This window comes from Streptomyces sp. NPDC002676 (assembly GCF_053592455.1).
In genome coordinates this window covers 1-18743 of the sequence record NZ_JBSFVT010000004.1, presented here as the reverse complement: position 1 = coordinate 18743, position 18743 = coordinate 1, and the positions used below count along the sequence as shown (strand labels likewise).

Annotated in this window: 16 protein-coding genes; 12 read left to right on the top strand and 4 right to left on the bottom strand. The window is 71.7% G+C overall.

Going from position 1 to position 18743, the window contains the following annotated elements; translation table 11 throughout:
• Positions 1 to 22: 22 nt before the first annotated feature.
• Positions 23 to 565 carry a cysteine dioxygenase gene (locus tag ACWD3E_RS13390; protein ID WP_451387689.1) on the bottom strand — a complete coding sequence of 181 codons (543 nt, stop codon included), beginning with the start codon at positions 563 to 565 and terminating at the stop codon, positions 23 to 25.
• Between the two features lie 622 nt (positions 566 to 1187).
• On the opposite strand from ACWD3E_RS13390, the gene ACWD3E_RS13385 reads away from it, so the two are divergent.
• The 3 genes from ACWD3E_RS13385 (at position 1188) to ACWD3E_RS13375 (ending at position 6842) form a co-directional block, all read left to right on the top strand.
• Positions 1188 to 1451 carry a WhiB family transcriptional regulator gene (locus ACWD3E_RS13385; RefSeq protein ID WP_003975777.1) on the top strand — a complete coding sequence of 88 codons (264 nt, stop codon included), beginning with the start codon at positions 1188 to 1190 and terminating at the stop codon, positions 1449 to 1451.
• 190 nt (positions 1452 to 1641) lie between these two features.
• Entirely contained in the window at positions 1642 to 5301 is a 3660-nt protein-coding gene (locus ACWD3E_RS13380; RefSeq protein WP_451387688.1) for a glycosyltransferase, read from the top strand.
• The gene (locus ACWD3E_RS13375; protein WP_451387687.1) at positions 5298 to 6842 is read left to right on the top strand and encodes a DUF5719 family protein; all 1545 of its coding nucleotides are present in this window, start codon (positions 5298 to 5300) and stop codon (positions 6840 to 6842) included. Before ACWD3E_RS13380 ends, ACWD3E_RS13375 begins: the two co-directional genes overlap by 4 nt.
• Positions 6843 to 6928: 86 nt before the next feature.
• Here the strand turns inward: ACWD3E_RS13375 and ACWD3E_RS13370 are convergent, their stop codons facing one another.
• Positions 6929 to 7381 carry a metallopeptidase family protein gene (locus tag ACWD3E_RS13370; RefSeq protein ID WP_451388131.1) on the bottom strand — a complete coding sequence of 151 codons (453 nt, stop codon included), beginning with the start codon at positions 7379 to 7381 and terminating at the stop codon, positions 6929 to 6931.
• A 301-nt stretch (positions 7382 to 7682) separates the two neighbouring features.
• On the opposite strand from ACWD3E_RS13370, the gene ACWD3E_RS13365 reads away from it, so the two are divergent.
• From ACWD3E_RS13365 to ACWD3E_RS13330, 8 genes are all read left to right on the top strand, one after another.
• A complete protein-coding gene (locus tag ACWD3E_RS13365; protein WP_451387686.1) occupies positions 7683 to 8108 on the top strand; it encodes a DUF3499 domain-containing protein in 426 nt (141 codons plus the stop codon).
• Positions 8109 to 8237: 129 nt separating this feature from the next.
• Complete coding sequence (locus ACWD3E_RS13360) at positions 8238 to 9602, top strand: phosphomannomutase/phosphoglucomutase (RefSeq protein ID WP_451387685.1); 1365 nt, start codon at positions 8238 to 8240, stop codon at positions 9600 to 9602.
• Positions 9603 to 9781: 179 nt separating this feature from the next.
• The gene (locus ACWD3E_RS13355) at positions 9782 to 9952 is read left to right on the top strand and encodes a Trm112 family protein (RefSeq protein ID WP_133928598.1); all 171 of its coding nucleotides are present in this window, start codon (positions 9782 to 9784) and stop codon (positions 9950 to 9952) included.
• A gap of 94 nt (positions 9953 to 10046) precedes the next feature.
• A complete protein-coding gene (locus ACWD3E_RS13350) occupies positions 10047 to 11174 on the top strand; it encodes an SIS domain-containing protein (protein WP_451387684.1) in 1128 nt (375 codons plus the stop codon).
• 99 nt (positions 11175 to 11273) lie between these two features.
• Positions 11274 to 12425 carry a mannose-6-phosphate isomerase, class I gene (gene manA, locus ACWD3E_RS13345; RefSeq protein ID WP_451387683.1) on the top strand — a complete coding sequence of 384 codons (1152 nt, stop codon included), beginning with the start codon at positions 11274 to 11276 and terminating at the stop codon, positions 12423 to 12425.
• 173 nt (positions 12426 to 12598) lie between these two features.
• A complete protein-coding gene (locus ACWD3E_RS13340; RefSeq protein ID WP_451387682.1) occupies positions 12599 to 13579 on the top strand; it encodes a cation diffusion facilitator family transporter in 981 nt (326 codons plus the stop codon).
• Positions 13580 to 13884: 305 nt separating this feature from the next.
• Positions 13885 to 15342 (top strand): adenosylhomocysteinase, encoded by a 1458-nt coding sequence (ahcY, locus tag ACWD3E_RS13335; RefSeq protein WP_451387681.1) that lies wholly within the window; start codon positions 13885 to 13887, stop codon positions 15340 to 15342.
• Positions 15343 to 15529: 187 nt separating this feature from the next.
• Complete coding sequence (locus ACWD3E_RS13330; protein ID WP_451387680.1) at positions 15530 to 16144, top strand: hypothetical protein; 615 nt, start codon at positions 15530 to 15532, stop codon at positions 16142 to 16144.
• A 41-nt stretch (positions 16145 to 16185) separates the two neighbouring features.
• Here the strand turns inward: ACWD3E_RS13330 and ACWD3E_RS13325 are convergent, their stop codons facing one another.
• Positions 16186 to 17139, bottom strand: a complete 954-nt coding sequence (locus tag ACWD3E_RS13325) for an RDD family protein (RefSeq protein WP_451387679.1) — start codon at positions 17137 to 17139, stop codon at positions 16186 to 16188.
• 181 nt (positions 17140 to 17320) lie between these two features.
• Here ACWD3E_RS13325 and ACWD3E_RS13320 point away from each other — a divergent pair, with 181 nt between their 5' ends.
• Positions 17321 to 18328, top strand: a complete 1008-nt coding sequence (locus ACWD3E_RS13320; protein ID WP_451387678.1) for a stage II sporulation protein M — start codon at positions 17321 to 17323, stop codon at positions 18326 to 18328.
• A 202-nt stretch (positions 18329 to 18530) separates the two neighbouring features.
• Here the strand turns inward: ACWD3E_RS13320 and ACWD3E_RS13315 are convergent.
• Positions 18531 to 18743 (bottom strand): hypothetical protein (locus tag ACWD3E_RS13315; protein ID WP_451387677.1); only part of this gene is annotated, 213 nt, incomplete at its 5' end.

Sequence of the window (18743 nt, the reverse complement as noted above, 5' to 3'; positions counted from 1 at the left end):
TGCAGGCGGGTCCGACAATGCGTCAGGCGGTGAGGGAACGCGGCTCCGTTCGGGCCTCGCAGTCGGGGGCCACGAGGGTCCCCCCGGTCGAACGAAGCCGGGACTGGGGGAGCATCGGCATCTCGGTCAGGCCCGGGAAGTAGACGTGCAGGCTGATCGCCGGCTCCAGCGTGTCGTTTACGACCTCGTGCACGTACCCGGGCGCGAACACCCGCTGGGCGCCTCCCGCGAGCGCGCGCGTGGTGCGCTCGGTGCGCTCGGTGAGCGTGCCCTCCAGCACGGTGAGGACACCGGAGGAGCGGCCGTGGTCGTGCAGCCCGCTGCCCTGCCCCGGCACCCAGGACAGCAGCCACACCTCGTAGCCGGGGCCGGTGCGCAGCCGGTGGTACCAGCGGGTGGTGGCGTCGTAGCGGACGAGGTGCGCCCACTGGGAGCGGTCGGCCGCGATCGAGCGGGCGAGGCCGGCGAACTCGGCGACGGTGGCCGGGTGCTCGCGCGGCGGCTGGAGCAGGTGCGGGACTTCGAGGATGTCGCCGGCGATCTGGAGATCGTTGTCGCTGTTCATAAGGGTGCGTGGTTCCTCAGTGAAAGAAGGTCAGAGAAACGAACGCCGAGTCGCGCAGGGGCTCGGCCTACAGCTGGAGCAGGTGTGGCTCAACAGCTGGAACAGCAACAACAGCTACAGCGACCCTGGGCAGCACCGAGGGACCCGGCGGTGCGGGTCGAGGTGAGTGCCGAGTGCGCGAGCATGCCCCCTAGGACACCGGTTCACACCCGCACTGTCAACTCGACGTCCGGAATGTGGGACATGTTTCACCTCATCCGGTTCATCTCCAAGGGGAAAGGTTTGTTCATCCGCGCCCCGGGTCACATGGCGCACATCCGAGCGCGTGAGCCTCGCGGAACGCGATCGAACACAGGGACGTCCTTCTTCGTACAGAGATCTGGACGGCTTCGTACAGGGATCCGACGGGTCGACGCCCCTCAGGGCCTCACCTGCGCGTCAAGGTTTATGGCGATTTGAACACTTTCTGCACGGCCTTGGTTCCGCAGAGTGAATAACGGACCCAATAGCAGATCTCGGCTTGACTCGCCCGGAGCAGCACACTTGTAATTTCACTCGTGTCGTTCAGCCGAAATCGGAAACGGCTACGCACGGGGACGCGAAAGACAGACGAGGGGCGCACATGACCGAGCTGGTGCAGCAACTGCTGGTCGACGACGCGGACGAGGAACTCGGCTGGCAGGAGCGCGCGCTGTGCGCCCAGACCGACCCCGAGTCCTTCTTCCCCGAGAAGGGCGGCTCCACCAGAGAGGCGAAGAAGGTCTGCCTCGCCTGCGAGGTGCGCTCCGAATGCCTCGAATACGCCCTCGCCAACGACGAGCGCTTCGGCATCTGGGGCGGCCTGTCCGAGCGTGAACGCCGGCGCCTGAAGAAGGCCGCCGTGTGACCAGACGTACACAGAGTTCTTGCGAACGGCCCGTCGCATGTGGGTTATCCACAGGCGGCGGGCCGTCGTCATGGGCAGCCGATAGTGTGGTCGCTCGTCCGAGACGCCCCGCTGTCCCCTCGACGTCCCCTCGACGCGCGAGATGGCACGGGCGTCCACCGCAGTCCATCGAACCGGGGCCCGTACCTCGATGTCCGTGCACAGCCATACGGCAGCCCAAGACTCAGCTGCCACACCTGAGTTTCCGCGTCATGTGGTGACCGCGGTCCTCGTCTCCCACGACGGCGCCCGCTGGCTGCCCGACGCGCTCGCCGGCCTGCTCGGCCAGGAGCGCCCCGTCCAGTACGCGGTGGCCGCCGACACCGGCAGCGCGGACGACTCCGCCCAGCTGCTCACCGACGCCCTCGGCGACGGCAACGTCCTGCACCTCGCCCGCCGCACCGGCTTCGGCCAGGCCGTCGAGGAGGCGAGCCGCACCGCGCCCGCCCTCACCCCGGACGACCTGCCCTACCTCAAGCGCCCCAGCGGCTGGGACCCCGTCACGCGCAGTTGGCGCGACGACGCCTACGACCTGCCCGAACTGCCGTACGGCGAGCCGGTCCAGTGGCTGTGGCTGCTGCACGACGACTGCGCCCCCGAACCCGACGCCCTCGCCGAACTGCTGCGCGTCGTGGAGAACGAGATCGAACTGGGCCGCGACGACGTGGCCGTCGTCGGACCCAAGCTGCGCGGCTGGTACGACCGCCGCCAGCTGCTGGAGGTCGGCGTCTCCATCGCCAACTCCGGCCGCCGCTGGACCGGCCTCGACCGCCGCGAACAGGACCAGGGCCAGCACGACCACGTCCGTACCGTGCTGTCCGTCTCCACCGCCGGCATGCTCGTCCGCCGCGACGTCTTCGAACAGCTCGGCGGCTTCGACCGCCGGCTGCCCCTCATGCGTGACGACGTCGACCTGTGCTGGCGCGCCCACACCGCCGGCCACCGCGTCCTCATCGCCCCCGACGCCGTCGTCCGGCACGCCGAGGCCGCCTCCCGCGAGCGCCGCACCGTCGACTGCATGGGCCGCACCGCGGCCTCCCCGCACAAGGTCGACAAGGCGGGCGCCGTCTACACCCTCCTCGTCAACACCCGCGCCGCCGCGCTGCCCTGGGTATCGCTGCGGCTCGTGTTCGGCACCTTCCTCAGGACGCTCGCCTACCTTGTCGGCAAGGTCCCCGGCCAGGCCGTCGACGAGATCCGCGGCCTGCTGGGCACCCTGCTGCGTCCCGAGCGGATCATCGCCGGCCGGCGCAGGCGCGGCCCCTCCCAGATCGACAAGGAAGAACTGCGCAGGCTCTTCCCGCCGCCCGGCGCGACCATCCGCGCCACGGTGGAACAGGTCGCCGGCAACTTCACCGGCGGCTCCGACCCCGACACCTCCTCGGCCGGCCGGCACGGCGGCGCCGTGGAGTCCGGGCCCGGCGGCGACGACGCCGACTTCCTGGAGGTCGAGCAGTTCGCCCGGCTCAAGCGGATCGCCCGCAAGCCCGGCCCGGTGCTCTTCCTCGGCCTGCTCCTGATCTCGCTCGTCGCCTGCCGCGCCCTGCTCGGCGGCGGCGCGCTCGCGGGCGGAGCCCTGCTGCCCGCCCCGGCCGACGCCGGCGAGCTGTGGTCCCGCTACGCCGACTCCTGGCACCCGGTGGGCGCGGGCGGCACCCCGTCCGCCCCGCCGTACCTGGCCGTCGTCGCCGCGCTCGCCTCGATCCTGTTCGGCTCCACCGGGCTCGCGGTCACCGTCCTGCTGGTCTGCTCGGTGCCGCTGGCCGGATTGACCGCCTACTTCGCTTCCCGCCCGCTCGTCACCTCGCGCCTGCTGCGCGCCTGGGCGGCCATCGCCTACGCCTTCCTGCCCGCCGCCACCGGCGCGCTGGCCGGCGGCCGGATCGGCACCGCCGTCCTCGCCGTGCTGCTGCCGCTCCTCGCGCGCGCGGGCGTCGCCGCCTCGGGCCTCGCCCACCGCTCCGGCGCACGCGGCAGCTGGCGCGCCACCTGGGCGTACGCGCTGCTGCTGACCCTCGCCACCGCCTTCACGCCGATCGTCTGGCCCATCGCGCTGATCCTCGGCGTCGGTGTGCTGGTGCTGCGCCGCAGCGACCCCGTCGCCCACGGCCTGCGCCTCCTCGCCCAGCTCGGCACCCCGCTGCTGCTCCTCGCCCCGTGGTCGCTGACCCTGCTCCCGGCCGGCTTCTTCAAGGAAGCCGGACTGAAGTACGACCCCTCGACCGCCTCCGCGCTCGACCTGCTCGGCGCCAGCCCCGGCGGGCCCGGCACAGTGCACGGCCTGATGCTCATCGGCATCGTCCTGGCCGCGCTCGCCGCCCTCCTGCGCTCCGAGCGCCGGCTCGGCATCCGGACCGCCTGGGCGGTCGCCCTCGTGGGCCTCGTCCTCGCCGTCCTGTCCAACCACTCCGCCTGGGCCGGACCGGCCACCCTCGTCTATGGCATCGCCCTGCTGGCCGCCGCCGCGCTCGGCGCCGACGGGGCACGCGCGCGCGTGGCCGAGCAGAGCTTCGGCTGGCGCCAGCCGGTCGCCGCCCTGATCGCCTTCGCCGCCGCCGCGGGCCCTGCGCTCGTCGCCGCCGGCTGGATGCTCGGCGGCGCCGACGGCCCGCTGGAGCGCCGCGACCCGGTGCAGGTGCCCGCGTTCGTCGCCGAGGACGCCGGCACCCGTGACCAGGCCCGCACCCTGATCCTCGACAGCGACTCCACCGCGCGCGTGCGCTACACCCTCGTCCGCGGCTCCGGCGTCCGCATGGGCGACGCCGAACTCGCCACCGCCGACGGGGAGAACGCCAAGCTCGACAAGGTCGTCGCCAACCTCGTCGCCGGCTCCGGCGCCGACCAGGCGAACCAGCTCGGCGGCTTCGCCGTCCGCTACGTCCTCGTCCACAAGGGCGCGCCCCGCGAGGTCGCCCGCGTCCTCGACGCCACGCCGGGCCTGTCCCGGCTCAGCCAGCAGGGCGGCAGCGCCCTGTGGCGCGTCGACCAGCAGGTCTCCCGCGCCACCATCGTGGCCGCCGACGGCTCCGGCACCCCCCAGCCCGTCGCCGCCGGACCCGTCCGGATCCACGCCACGATCCCCTCCGGGACCAACGGCCGCGTCCTGCGCCTGGCCGACACCGCAGCCGACGGCTGGACGGCCACCCTGGACGGCAAGCCGCTTGCCCGCACCACGGTCGACGGCTGGGCCCAGGGCTTCCAACTGCCCGCCACCGGCGGCAAGCTGGACGTCGTCTACCACGACCCGGTCGCCCACACCGCCTGGCTGTGGACCCAGGGCGCCCTCGCCGTCGTCCTCGTCGTCCTCGCACTGCCCGGCCGCCGCCGCGACATCGACGACGACCTGCCCGAGGAGCAGCCCCTCCCCGCCCAGGCCACCTCCGGCGAGGGCCGCCGCGCCCGCCGCCTGCGGGCCCAGGCCGAGGAGTCGGCCGACCCCGAGCAGCCCGGTCCGGAACAGCCCGACCCCGGCAGCGTGCCTCCTCCTCCGGAGGAGGCCCCGGCCGCCGTCCCGCACCAGCAGCCGTACGGCGACTGGGACAACGCGTCCTACGCGGGCGCCGAATACGCCGGCTACGGCGCCGACCAGTACCAGGGCGCCGACCAGTACCAGACGGCCGGCTACGACCAGCAGGCCTACCAGCCCGACTCCTACCAGGCGGGCCAGTACGACCCCTACGCCTACGGCGGTACGGCCGGGCAGCAGCCCTACGACCCCGCGGCCTACCAGCAGGGCTACGACCCGGCGTACGACCCGGCCCAGCACCCCCACGGCACCGGCAGTGAGCGCCCCGACGGGAGCCAGCAGTGAACCGCACGACCCTGTCCCTGATCGTCGGCACGAGCGCGCTCGCCGCCGTCACCGCCTTCGCCGTGCTCGACACGCCGTCCGCGTCCGGCGCGGACACCGCCAAGGCCGCCGCCCAGCTGCCCGTGGAGCGCACCAGCCTGCTGTGCCCGGCGCCGAGCATCTCCGACATCGCCGACACCGCATACACGTCGTTCACGCCCGTCACCAAGGGCACCGGGAGCGGCGGCAAGGCCGAACTCCAGGCGGCCCCCGAGCAGTCGGCGGACGGCACTGGCGCTTCGAACGGGACGAACGGCAAGGGCAGCGAAAACGGTAAGAAGACCGGCAAGGGCGGCAAGAAGACGGCGGACGCCCCCGTCCTCACCCCGAAGGAGCCCGGCACGCCCGTCACCGGTGACACCTCCGGTGCCGACGCGCCCGCGCTCGTCGGCACCGCCGACGGAAAGTTCGCGCCCGGCTGGACGGTCCAGGAGACCACCGAGATCGCCGCCGGCACCGGCCGCGGCCTCCAGGGCGTCAACTGCACCGCCCCGGACACCGAGTTCTGGTTCCCAGGTGCCAGCACCTCGGCCGACCGCACCGACTACGTCCATCTGACCAACCCCGACGACTCCGCCGCCGTCGTCGACGTCGAGCTGTACGGCAAGGACGGCGCGATCAAGTCCGCGTTCGGCGACGGCCTCACGATCCCGCCGCACGCGAGCAAGCCGATCCTGCTGTCCACGCTCACCGACGAGCGGCAGAGCGACGTGACCGTGCACGTCGGCGTGCGCAGCGGCCGGGTCGGCGCGGCCGTACAGGCTCTGGACGACAAGCTCGGCGGCGACTGGCTGGCCGCGTCCGCCGACCCGGCCGGCAGCCTGGTCCTGCCCGGCATCCCGAAGGACGCCACCGACGTCCGCCTGATCGCCTTCACGCCCGGCGGCGACGACGCCGACCTGAAGGTCCGCCTGGCCTCGCCCAGCGGTTCGATCACCCCAGCCGGGAACGAGACCCTGCACGTCAAGTCCGGCATGACGACGGCGGCCGACCTGGGCGACGTCACCCGGGGCGAGCCGGGCTCCCTGGTCCTCACGCCCACCGACCACGAGGTCCCGGTCGTGGCGGCCCTGCGGGTCGTGCGCGGCAAGGGAGCGAGCCAGGAGACGGCGTTCATCCCGGCCACCGCCCCGGTCGGCACGCGCGCGACGTCGGCCGACAACAGCGGCAAGGGCACGACCCTGTCGCTGACCGCGCCCACCGGCACGGCCACGGTCAAGGTGACCGCCTCGGCGGGCAGCGAGGGCGGCTCGCCGGTCACCAAGACCTTCACGGTCAGGTCCGGCACCTCCCAGGACATCGCCGCCCCCGTCCCGTCGGGCGTGAAGGGCACCTACGCCCTGACGGTGGAGCCCGTCTCCGGCGGCCCGGTCTACGCCGCACGCACCCTGTCGGCCACCGAGGACGGCATCCCCGGCTTCACGATCCAGACCCTCCCGGACGACCGCGGGATGGTGGCCGTACCGGAGGCGGACGAGGACGTGTCGGTGGTGCAGAAGTAGCGAACCGGGCGGCGCGGAAGGACAGGTGGGCGGGGGAGACGGGCAGGGAGCCGGCACCGGCACTCGCCCGGGCCCCGCCCCCGGTCTCAGTCCTCCCCGTACCGCGGATCCACGGTCTCGGGAGTGAGCCCCAGCAGTTCGGCGACCTGCTCCACGACGACTTCGTGCACCAGCGCGGCCCGCTCGTCCCGCCCCTTCGTGCGGATCTCCACCGGCCTGCGGTACACCACGACCCGCGCCCGGCGCCCCTCACGCGCGGGGACGACCCCGCCGAGCGGCACGCCCTCGTCGCTCCACGCCTCCGCGGCCTGCCTCTCCAGCCGGGGCACCTCCCGCACGAGGAAGTCGATCTCGGCGAGCTGCGGCCAGCGCCGTTCGAGGCGCTCCACGGAGTCCTGCACCAGGTCCGCGAACACCTCGGCCCTGCTGGCCGCGAGCGGCACCTGCGGCGGCGCGATCGGCCCGCGCATGCCCCGTCCGTGGCGATCACGGCGACGGGGCCCGGGGCCGACCGCAGGGGGAGGTACTCGGTTGTCCATCACCGGTGAAGCGTAGTCCTCGCACGCTCCGCCCGCCCGGCTCCACACGGCAACCCGTCACGGGCCACGGCGACCCGTCATTCTCGGCCATGTCTCAGGCTGACCGTTTCAGCCAAGGTCCGGCTCGTTTCCGTAACCCTCCAAGACCGCCGAACTCAAGGCAATTGACGGTGTTTGTACCGACTCATGACCGGGCGCGGGCCCGTGCAAGTCCCGGTCAGGGCCCGTCCTCGCAGGTCAACGAGGCCTGTACGGAGGGGGGTGTGGTGCGTCTCACGGTACGACACGGTGGAGTGACCTGGTGGAGAGTCGTCGCGGCCCGCTCAAGAGTGCGGTACCGTCCAACGTCGTGAGCCCTGTACGTCGCTGTTCGCGCACCGCTTGCGGCCGACCCGCCGTCGCGACGCTGACGTACGTCTACGCCGACTCGACCGCGGTCCTCGGCCCGCTCGCCACCTACGCCGAACCCCACTGCTACGACCTGTGCGCCGAGCACTCCGAGCGCCTGACCGCCCCGCGCGGCTGGGAGGTCGTCCGCCTCCTCGACGGCTCCGCTCCCGCGCGGCCCAGCGGCGACGACCTGGAAGCGCTCGCCAACGCCGTGCGCGAGGCGGCCCGCCCCCAGGAGCGCGCGGCCCAGGCGGGCGGCGGCGGAGGGCGCACCGCGGACCCCATGGAGGTCGCCCGCCGCGGCCACCTGCGCGTCCTGCGTTCTCCGGACAACTGAGCGACGGAACCGTCCCGCCGCCCGGTTTGTCGCTGCCCATCGCCGAACCCCATGGCGCCCGTACACCGGACCCTTACCCCCGACGGGTAGTTTGTGGGCACCCATAGGACGTTCATGGAGGGTTTGGCCGTGTCTGCTGATCTGTCGCAGATCGTGAAGGCGTACGACGTACGCGGAGTGGTCCCGGACCAGTGGGACGAGTCACTGGCCGAACTTTTCGGCGCCGCCTTCACGGACGTGACCGGCGCGGCGGCCATCGTCGTCGGCCACGACATGCGCCCCTCGTCCCCCGGCCTGTCCCGCGCCTTCGCGCGCGGCGCGGCGAACCGCGGTGCGGACGTCACCGAGATCGGCCTGTGCTCCACGGACCAGCTCTACTACGCCTCCGGCGCGCTGAACCTGCCCGGCGCCATGTTCACGGCCTCCCACAACCCGGCGCAGTACAACGGCATCAAGCTGTGCCGCGCGGGCGCCGCCCCCGTCGGCCAGGACACCGGTCTCACGCAGATCCGCGAACTGGTCGAGAAGTGGCTGGAGTCGGACGCCCCCGAGCCGGTCGCCGAGCCGGGAACCCTCACCACGCGCGAGACGTTGGAGGATTACGCGGCGCACCTCCGCTCCCTCGTCGACCTGACCGCCGTCCGCCCCCTGAAGGTCGTGGTCGACGCCGGCAACGGCATGGGCGGCCACACGGTCCCCACGGTCTTCGCCGGCCTGCCAGTGACTCTCGTCCCGATGTACTTCGAGCTGGACGGCACCTTCCCGAACCACGAGGCCAACCCGCTCGACCCGGCGAACCTCGTCGACCTGCAGAAGCGAGTCCCGGCGGAGGGCGCCGACCTCGGCATCGCCTTCGACGGCGACGCCGACCGCTGCTTCGTCGTGGACGAGAACGGCGACCCGGTCTCCCCGTCCGCGATCACCGCGCTGGTAGCCGCCCGCGAACTGGCCCGCAACGGCGGCTCGGGCACGGTCATCCACAACCTGATCACGTCCCGCACGGTCCCCGAGGTCGTCCGGGAGAACGGCGGCAGCCCGGTCCGCACCCGCGTCGGCCACTCCTTCATCAAGGCCGAGATGGCCCGCACGGGCGCGATCTTCGGCGGCGAGCACTCGGCCCACTACTACTTCAAGGACTTCTGGAACGCCGACACGGGCATGCTGGCCGCCCTGCACGTCCTCGCGGCCCTCGGCGGCCAGGACGGCCCGCTGTCCGCCCTGGTCGACCAGTACGACCGCTACGCGGGCTCCGGCGAGATCAACTCCACGGTCGCCGACCAGACGGCCCGCCTCGCCGCGATCCGCACCGCGTACGAGAACCGCGCCGACGTGACCCTGGACGACCTCGACGGCCTGACGGTCGCCGCCGCCGACTGGTGGTTCAACGTCCGCCCGTCCAACACGGAGCCGCTGCTGCGCCTGAACGCGGAGGCGAAGGACGAGGCGACGATGACGAAGATCAGGGACGAGGCGCTGGCGATCATCCGGGGGTGATGCCCGGGGCTCATACCTGGGCTTTCCGGCCGACCGAGCCGGGTGTCGGGTGGGCGTAGGCGGGGGGCCAGGGGGCAGCGCCCTCCGGTCGGCACGGCAGCCCACCTCAGCCTGCCCACCGGCGGTACGCTGACCAGGCACATCCACAGTCGTACACACGCCCTCCGAAGGGACACCTCATGCCGCTCGAAGCCGGCCTTCTGGAGATCCTCGCCTGCCCGGCCTGCCACGCCCCCCTCAAGGAGCAGGAGACCGAGCTGATCTGCACCGGCCAGGACTGCGGCCTCGCCTACCCGGTCCGCGACGGCATCCCGGTCCTCCTCGTGGACGAGGCCCGCCGCCCGGCGTAACGACAGGGCGCCCATCCCTCTGCAGACGAGGCACACCCTCCCTCTGCAAAGGACTCACCCACACAGGACCCCCGGCGATCGGAGGCTGCCGCCCATGCTGGACGAATCGCTGCTCGACACCCCGGAGGGCCTCGCCGAGGCCGACCGCCGAGGACTCCTCCGCGGTGCGGCCGAGGCCGGCGCCCGCGTCCGCACCGCGGCCCGGCACGCCATCGAGGCCGGGATCGGCGACCTCAAGCCCGACGGCCGCCCCCGCGCCGTCCTGATCGCCGGTCCCGGAGCCGCCGCCATCCACACCGCCGACCTCATCGGCAACCTGGCCGGCCCCGGCAGCCCCGTCACCCGACTGGCCCCCACCGGTGTCGCCCCGGCCGCCGGTGCCCTGCGCTGGGAACTGCCGGGCTGGGCAGGCTCCGTGGACCTGCTGCTGATCGCCACCCCGGACGGCACCGAACCCAGCCTCTCCCTGCTCGCCGAGCAGGCCTACCGCCGCGGCTGCTCGGTCGTCGCCGTGGCCCCCGCCCACACCCCGCTCGCCGAAGCCATCGAGGGCGCGCACGGACTGTTCGTACCGATGGCGACCGCACCGTACGACCAGGAGGAGCCGCTCGCCGCCTCCTCCCCGGGCGTCTTCTGGGCGCTGCTCACCCCGCTGCTCGCGCTGCTGGACCGCGTCGGCCTGGTCGGCGCCCCGCCCGAGGCCCTGGAGAAGGTCGCCGACCGCCTCGACCACATCGCCGAGCGCTGCGGCCCGGCCATCGCGACGTACAGCAACCCGGCCAAGACCCTCGCCGCCGAACTCGCCGACGCCCTCCCCGTGCTGTGGACGGAAGGCACCTCTGCCGGTCCCGCGGGCCGCCGTTTCGCCGACGCCCTCGCCGAACTCGCCGGCCGCCCCGCCCTCGTCGCCGAACTGCCCGAAGCGCTCGCCGCGCACAGCGCCCTGCTGGCCGGCCCGCTCGCCGCCAGCGCCGACCCCGACGACTTCTTCCGCGACCGCGTAGAGGAGGCTCCCGCGCTGCACGCGCGCGTGGTGCTGCTCCGCGACCGCCCGACCAGCGGCCTCACGGCCGCCCCCGCCGCCCGTGATCTGGCCCTCACCCACGACACGCCGATCAGCGAACTCGAGCCGGAGGACGGCGGCGATCTGGAGACCCTCGCGGAACTGATCGCCGTCACGGATTTCGCCGCCGTTTACCTGGCGCTCGCTTCGAGGGCCTGATCTGGACCATGACGCCCCGCCACTCCGGCGGGCCGCTCCCTGGCAGCCGTACACCCGGTGAACCGACGTCGTACGCAGGACAACCAGCAGAGAGAAGACATGGACCGCCTCGACAACACCATCCGCCCCTACGCCTGGGGTTCCCCCACCGCCATCGCGCACCTGCTCGGCGTCGAGCCGACCGGTGAACCGCAGGCGGAGATGTGGATGGGAGCGCACCCGGGCGCCCCCTCGCGCACCGCGCGCGGGACGCTCGTCGAGGTCATCGACGCCGGCCCGGAGCGCGAGCTGGGCTCCGGTGCGGTGGCCAAGTTCGGCCCGAGGCTGCCGTTCCTCCTGAAGATCCTCGCCGCCGGCGCGCCGCTCTCCCTCCAGGTGCACCCCAACCTGGAGCAGGCCAGGGAGGGGTACGCCGACGAGGAGCGGCGCGGCATCGCCGTGGACGCCCCGCACCGCAACTACAAGGACGCCAACCACAAGCCCGAACTGATCTGCGCCCTCACCGAGTTCGAGGGCCTGTGCGGCTTCCGCGACCCGGCCGAGACCGCCGACCTGCTCGCCGGGCTCGGCGTCGACTCCCTCAAGCCGTACGTCGACCTCCTCCACGCCCACCCCGAGGAGGCGGCCCTGCGCGAGCTGCTCACGGCGATCCTCACCGCCGACCCCGCGGAGATGGCCCACACGGTCGCCGAGACCACCGCGGCCTGCACCCGCCTCGGCGGCGAGTACACCCCCTACGCCGGCATCGCCCACCACTACCCGGGCGACCCCGGCGTCATCGCGGCCATGCTCCTGAACCACGTCCGCCTCCAGCCCGGCGAGGCCCTGTTCCTCGGAGCCGGCATCCCGCACGCCTACCTCAGCGGCCTCGGCGTCGAGATCATGGCCAACTCCGACAATGTCCTGCGCTGCGGCCTGACCCCCAAGCACGTCGACGTCCCCGAACTTCTGCGCATCGTCCGATTCGAGGCCGGCGACGCGGGCGTGCTGCGCCCCGAGGCCTCCCCGGACGGCGAGGAGGTGTACGAGACGCCGATCGACGAGTTCCGGCTCTCCCGCTACGTCCTCCCCGAAGGCGGCACCCGCCACGACCTCACCCGCGACACGCCGCAGATCCTGCTGTGCACGGCCGGTACGGTCCGCGCGGGCGAGCACGAACTGGGCCCCGGGCAGTCGGTGTTCGTCCCGGCGGGGGAGACGGCCGAGGTGTCCGGCGCGGGCACCGTCTTCCGAGCCACTGTGATCGTATGACCGGGGCTGTGGATACCTGACGCGTCGCCGCCCGCCCGTGCTGCAAGAATGACCCACCGGCAAAGGGCGGGCAAAGGCGACGGCGGGCGCCCGCACGGCGTGGATCTACGGCGTGGACTTGCGCCGTAGAGGCGCGGCGTAGGCGTACGAAGGCGAAGGGACAACGCGGACAGATGAGCGCGTCAGGCGGTACGAAGGCGATCGTGGCGGCACTCGGCGCCAACCTTGCGATCGCGGCATCGAAGTTCGTGGCGTTCGCGTTCAGCGGCTCGTCCTCGATGCTCGCCGAGGGCGTCCACTCGCTCGCCGACTCCGGCAACCAGTTCCTGCTCCTCGTCGGCGGCAAGCGCGCGCAGCGCGAGGCCACCCCGCAACACCCGTTCGGCTACGGCCGCGAGCGGTTCATCTACGCCTTCCTCGTCTCGATCGTGCTCTTCTCGGTCGGCGGCATGTTCGCCGTCTACGAGGGCTACGAGAAGATCCGCCACCCGCACGAGCTGGAGAACTGGTACTGGCCGGTGAGCGTCCTCGTCTTCGCGGTCATCGCCGAGGGCTTCTCCTTCCGCACGGCCATCAAGGAGTCCAACGAACTGCGCGGCAAGCTGTCCTGGGCGCAGTTCATCCGCCGCGCCAAGGCCCCCGAGCTGCCGGTCGTCCTCCTGGAGGACTTCGGCGCCCTGATCGGTCTGGTCCTCGCCCTCGGCGGAGTCGGCCTCGCCCTGATCACCGGCGACGGCGTCTGGGACGGCATCGGCACGGTCTGCATCGGTGTCCTCCTCATCGCCATCGCCCTGGTCCTGGCCGCCGAGACCAAGTCGCTGCTGCTCGGCGAGGCCGCGGGCATCGAGGACGTCAAGAAGATCGAGGCCGCGATCGTGGACGGCGACACCGTCACTCGCGTCATCCACATGCGCACGCTCCACCTCGGCCCCGAGGAACTGCTCATCGCCGCCAAGATCGCCGTCCAGCACGACGACACGGCCACCGAGGTCGCGAACGCCATCAACGCGGCCGAGGCCCGCATCCGCGCCGCCGTTCCCATCGCCCGCGTCATCTACCTGGAGCCGGACATCTACAGCGAGGCCGAGGCCCGCCGCGGCCCCGACCCGGAGGCGACCCCGGGCGGCCCGACCCCGCCCACGGCCGGGCACTGAGCCCCAGGCCCTCAACCGGGTTCGCACTCGAATCCCGGCTCGTCTTTCCCTCGTGATCCAAGTGAACGCTTCGGAGACGGACTGGGGTCGGCCGGGTCCACCGGTGTAGCTTGGGACGGAGCCAGACGTCGCTGCTGATGGCGGTCGGGCGGTCCCGGAGCGGACCGACCGAGGGAGAGAGGGCCTCCGACGGACTGCGCTGCGCGTACGTGGGCATGCCTGTGCTCCTTCCGGGGCACCCCTGTGTCCGCCGCCGCGCAGACCAGCCGTATCCACCTCGCCCCAACCCCGAGGAGCAGCTCGCAATGACGACTGTCGACAACCGACAGGACTTCAAGGTCGCCGACCTCTCCCTGGCCGAGTTCGGCCGCAAGGAGATCACCCTCGCCGAGCACGAGATGCCCGGCCTGATGTCGATCCGCAAGGAGTACGCCGCCACGCAGCCGCTGGCCGGCGCCCGTATCACCGGCTCCCTGCACATGACCGTCCAGACGGCCGTGCTGATCGAGACGCTGGCGGCGCTGGGCGCGCAGGTGCGCTGGGCGTCCTGCAACATCTTCTCCACCCAGGACCACGCGGCTGCGGCCATCGCGGTGGGCCCGAACGGCACGCCCGAGAACCCGCAGGGCATCCCGGTCTTCGCCTGGAAGGGCGAGACGCTGGAGGAGTACTGGTGGTGCACGGAGCAGGCGCTGACCTGGGCGGACTCCCCGACCGGCGGCCCGAACATGATCCTGGACGACGGCGGCGACGCCACCCTCCTCGTCCACAAGGGCGTCGAGTACGAGAAGGCCGGTGAGGTCCCCGCGCTGGAGACCGCCGAGTCCGACGAGCACCGCGTCATCCTCCAGCTGCTGCATCGCACCCTGGGCGAGAACCCCCAGAAGTGGACCCAGCTGGCCTCCGAGATCCGTGGTGTCACCGAGGAGACCACGACCGGTGTCCACCGCCTGTACGAGATGCAGCGCGACGGCGACCTCCTGTTCCCGGCGATCAACGTCAACGACGCCGTCACCAAGTCGAAGTTCGACAACAAGTACGGCTGCCGCCACTCCCTGGTCGACGGCATCAACCGCGCCACCGATGTCCTGATCGGCGGCAAGACCGCCGTCGTCTGCGGCTACGGCGACGTCGGCAAGGGCTGCGCGGAGTCCCTGCGCGGCCAGGGCGCCCGTGTGATCGTCACCGAGATCGACCCGATCTGCGCACTGCAGGCGGCGATGGACGGCTACCAGGTCACCACCCTCGACGAGGTCGTCGAGACCGCCGACATCTTCATCACCACCACCGGCAACAAGGACATCATCCTCGCCTCGGACATGGCGAAGATGAAGCACCAGGCCATCGTCGGCAACATCGGCCACTTCGACAACGAGATCGACATGGCCGGCCTGGCGAAGATCCCGGGCATCGTGAAGGACGAGGTCAAGCCGCAGGTCCACACCTGGACCTTCGAGGACGGCAAGAAGATCATCGTGCTGTCCGAGGGCCGCCTGCTGAACCTGGGCAACGCCACCGGTCACCCCTCGTTCGTGATGTCCAACTCCTTCGCGGACCAGACCCTGGCCCAGATCGAGCTGTTCACCAAGCCCGACGAGTACCCGATCGGCGTCTACGTGCTGCCCAAGCACCTCGACGAGAAGGTCGCCCGCCTCCACCTGGACGCGCTCGGCGTCAAGCTGACCACGCTGCGCCCGGAGCAGGCCGCGTACATCGGCGTCGAGGTCGAGGGCCCGTTCAAGTCGGACCACTACCGCTACTGATCCAGCGATCCCGTAGCCCCGCCGCCGGGGGCGTGCGCCGGTACACCGACGCACTCTCCCCGGCAGCAGGTCCGCAGATCCACCGAGGCAGGCCCCCGCACCCCCGTGCCGGGGGCCTGCCCCTTCGGTCTCCGGCAGGCAGCAGCCCACTGGCCGGACCGGTCAGCCGTCAGAACCCAGGACCCCCATGCCCCGCGGCCGTTATTCGCTCCACGATCCGCACGATCACACCCCCCTCGGTGAAGAGCACTTCCAGTGCGCCCCCGGCCCCTCCGGCTGGCGCTACGTCTCCCAGCTGACGACGCCCGCCGGCGAGCACCGCGGCTCGGTCGACCTCGCTCTGGACGAGCTCGGCCGCCCCATCCGTCTCGAACTCCACGCGGGAAGCTGGCAGGTGCGCGGCGCCGCCCTCGACGGCGTCACCTGGGTCCGCACCGACCCCGCCGGCACTCATGCCACCGAAGGCAATGTGCGCGCCCACGCCTTCACCGGCACGTCCCCCGCGTTCCTCGTCGCCACCACCCGTCTCCTGCGCCTCACCCCCTCGTCCGGCGCGACCCGCGTACGCCTCGTGGCCTTCACCGACCCGGTCCTCGCCCCTCGCACGGTGGACCAGTCCTGGGTCCTGGTGAACAGCGAAGCACACGCCACTGACAGCGGCCCGCTGACCGTGGACGAATACCAGGTCACAGCCCTGGACACGGGCGAGCGGCACACCGTCCACATCGCCGGCGACGTGGTCCTGTCCGCGCCCGGGATCGAGCTGGAGGACCTCCAGTCACCGCCGTCGACGTTCGAATGAGCGGGGCCGACGCGTTCGGCTGACCTACCCGGCGACAGCCGTCACGCCGGAGGTGCGAACCCCGTGGCCGGGTGATCGGCCGGCGGCTCGTCCCGCGGCTCGTCCCGCGGCGGTGCCGCCTGCGGCGGGGTCGGCCGGGCGACGGGAGGCTGGGGCTGCGGCTGATACGGCTGAGGCTGGTACGGATACGTAGCAGGCGGCTGCGGTACAGGCGCCGGACAGTCGGCCGAGTCAGCACTGGCAGCACCCGAGCCGAACGCCTGCCGGGCCTCACGGGAGCGTCGCTCGTGCACCACGGCCGCCAGGAAGGCAGCCGGATGAACGTCTTGCGGCACGGGGGCACCCGTACAAGCCGCGAGGTCGCCGGCCAGCTGCTGGGCCATGCCCCAGGAGACCTGCGGATCGAGCTGCTGCATCCGGGTCAGGTACTGCCGGACCGCAAGCCACAGCCCGTCCGGCACCGTCGACAGGTCCAGCCCGGCGAACCGTCCGGCGAGCCACGGCGGCGGCGGAGGAACGGCCCCCGCACGACCTGCGGGAATCCGCTCGCGTACGACCAGGGTGCCGGCGAACACGTCGCCGAGCCGCCGCCCCCGCGCAGACACGAGCGAGGCGATGCAGGCGATCACCCCGAACGTCATCAGGATCTCGACCACGCCGATCGCGCCCCGCACCAACGCGTGCCGGAACCGGATCGGCCCGCCGTCGTCCCGCACGACCCGCAGCCCGAGCGCCAGCTTCCCCAGCGAACGCCCATGACTGAGTGTCTCCACCGCGATCGGCCCCCCGACCAGCACCAACAGGAAGGTCGCGATCGACAGCGCCACCTGTGCGGCGTCGTCCAAGGAGGAGGTCGAGGCCACCAGCACCGCGGTCACGCCGACGTACACGAAGACGGCCACGACCAGGTCGAGCAACACCGCCAGCGCCCTGCTCGGCAGCTTCGCGGGCCGCAGCTCGAGGGCCACCGCCTCGCCCGTCACCAGCTCACTCACGCCCGCCGCCCTTCCCCTGGTCTGCCTCGTGAACCGCAAGTCTGCCAAGCTGAGGGGGCATCGCGCCGCAGTACGACAAGCTGACCACGCATACGTGCACCACGAGCACCACGTGCACCACGAGCATCCACGAGCATCCACGACGAGCAGTCGGTGACCAGCCGAGGAGCAGGCAGACCCGATGGACCTGGACGTCTTCGTCGCCGCGCACCGTGCCGAATGGGACCGCCTCGACGCCCTGCTCCGCCGCCAGCGCCGACTCAACGGAGCCGAAGCCGACGAACTCGTCACCCTCTACCAGCGCACGGCCACCCACCTGTCCCTCATCCAGTCCAGCGCCCCCGACCCACAGCTGACGGGACGCCTCAGCCAACTCGTGGCCCGTGCACGCGGCGCCGTCACCGGCACGCGACGCGCCTCCTGGCGCGATGTCACGCGCTTCCTGGGACAGGGCTTCCCCGCCGCGGTCTACCGCGCGCGGCACTGGTGGGTGCCCACCGCGCTCATATCCACCGTCATCGCGATCCTCCTGGGCTGGTGGATCGGCACCCACCCGGATGTCCAGTCATCCATCGGCGCACCCGCGCAACTACGCGACCTGACCCGTCCCGGCGGCGAGTACGAGACCTACTACTCGAGCCACCCCGCGGCCTCCTTCGCCGCCCAGGTGTGGACGAACAACGCGCGTGCCGCGGCGATGTGCCTGGTCCTGGGCATCTTCCTGGGCCTGCCCGTGCTCTGGATCCTCTTCGAGAACATGCTCAACCTGGGCGTCGGCATCGGCCTGATGTCCTCCGCCGGCCGCCTCGACACCTTCCTCGGCCTGGTCCTCCCGCACGGCCTGCTCGAACTGACCGCGGTCTTCGTCGCCGCCGGAACGGGCATGCGCCTGGGCTGGACCCTCATCGACCCGGGCCCTCGCACCCGTCGCAACGCTCTCGCGGAGGAGGGCCGAGCCGCAGTGGGCATGGCGATCGGCCTGGCCCTGGTCCTTTTCGTCTCCGGCGCCGTCGAAGGCTTCGTCACCCCTTCCGGCCTGGCCACCTGGGCCCGGATCACCATCGGAGTAGTCGCCGAGCTGGCATTTCTGGTGTACGTCTACGTCCTTGGAGGCCGTGCGGTGCGTGCCGGCGAGACGGGTGACGTCGACGAGGCGGAACGCAGCGCCGCCGTCCCGACGGCTGCCTGATGTGCGTCCGACCCCTGTGAGCTGCTAGTCTCCTCTTCACCCACGAGACCCGTTGACACGGGTGGAGCGGGGAGGTAGATTTACACAGTTGCCTGGAGCTGGACAAGAGGTCCGGCAACGATCTAGAATCTATCTGCTTCTCGAGAAGTCGCTAACTGCACTCTCGAAAGCCACCTCCGATTACTCAGAATTGAGCGGCCGGTCAGACCGGCCAAGAACTTCTGATAAAGTCGGAACCGCCGGAAAGGAATCCGCGAGAGTGGAAACCTGGAAAGCACCGAGGAAATCGGATCGAGAAAAGATCTGATAGAGTCGGAAAAACCGAAGGGAAGCCCGGAGGAAAGCCCGAGAGGGTGAGTACAAAGGAAGCGACCGTTCCTTGAGAACTCAACAGCGTGCCAAAAATCAACGCCAG